Raw genomic sequence first — 1,353 nt, 5'->3', positions numbered from 1 at the left:
ATGGTGGAGTTAACTGACACTATTGCGGCAAAAAGTGTCAAAGTCATTTTGCACCCAAGTGCAGCGATTACCTTACCAGCCTCAACCGACTCTATGACTGGTAACTTGTACTTTAATGGTGGTGATGCTGTCGGCCTATTAAAAGACGGTGTGTTGGTTGATGTTGTTGGTGAAATTCCAACGCCAGCAGGTTGGGGGTTCGACACCACATTTCAGCGTAAATTAGACTCCTTAACCGCTAGCACCACTTATGATGCTAGCCAATGGGCCACATTAGATAAAGACACCTTTAGTGGTTTGGGCTCGCTTGACGCCGCTGTTACACCAGAACCAAGTACATTTACTTGTAACGGTGCAACGCTAACGAATATTTATGACATTCAAGGCGCTGGTGATTCAAGCCCATTAATTGCCGATGGTAGTTATGAGTCGGCTAATGAAGTGACCGTAAAAGGCATTGTTACTTCTAGAAGCGACAGTTTATACAAAGGTTTCTTTATTCAAGACATGCAAGGTGACAACTCACCTTATACTTCAGACGGCATTTTTGTCTTCTTGAACGAAGCCGCTCCAGACACTATTCAGCCAGGTACTGAAGTGTGTGTGCAAGGTAAAGTAAACGAGTATTACGGCTCGACTCAGATTAACCTTAAAGACGAACAAAAACTTGAAGTTGGTGCATTAGGTGAAGTGCCTGTAGCCAGTGCATTTTATGTTGCAGATGGCGAAACCCTAACGCAAGCATTAGAGCGTGTTGAAGGCATGAAAGTGGTATTAGATGCGGGCAGTGAGATGAAAATTACCCGTACCTTTAGCTACGATTATGACGGACGTCGTAACAATATGGTGTTGTCACATAAAGCGCCATTAATGAAACCTACTCAAGTATTTGAGCCAAACTCTGCAGATTCTATTGCACTGGCTAAAGCTAACGCAGTAAACCAGTTATTTGTTGAATCTGATTTCAAAGCGAAAGATGGCGAAGTGCCTTACTTCCCAGATTTTAACGCTGAAACTGGTTACATTCGTGTTGGCGATCAACTCACTAACCTTGAAGGCGTTATTGGTTATAGCTACAACGCATACCGCATCTTACCTACTAACCTTATTTCTGCTGGCGATTTTATCCGTGTAAATGATCGTACCGATGCGCCTACAGTGGCAGATATGGGTGACATTCGCGTGGCGAGCTTTAACGTGTTGAACTTCTTCAATGACGTCGTTGGCGGTGATGCTAATCCATCAGGCAGCAACCGTGGTGCATTAATAGAAGAAGAAATGGTGTTACAGCGTACTAAAATTGTGAATGCGCTTGTAGCCATGAATGCTGATGTTGTTGGCTTAATGGAAATC

The 1,353-nt window shown here is 43.7% G+C and carries 1 pseudogene; it reads left to right on the top strand.

Annotation, left to right across the window (positions count from 1 at the left end):
* Window positions 1–1,353: pseudogene (locus CXF78_RS00665) on the top strand (endonuclease); the annotation flags it as partial.

Origin of the sequence: Shewanella sp. 11B5, from assembly GCF_002836795.1 — a bacterium.
In the GTDB taxonomy this organism is placed as follows: Bacteria; Pseudomonadota; Gammaproteobacteria; order Enterobacterales; family Shewanellaceae; genus Shewanella; species Shewanella frigidimarina.
The sequence above is the reverse complement of the archived record's forward strand: the minus strand, read 5'-3'. Positions and strand labels throughout refer to the sequence as shown.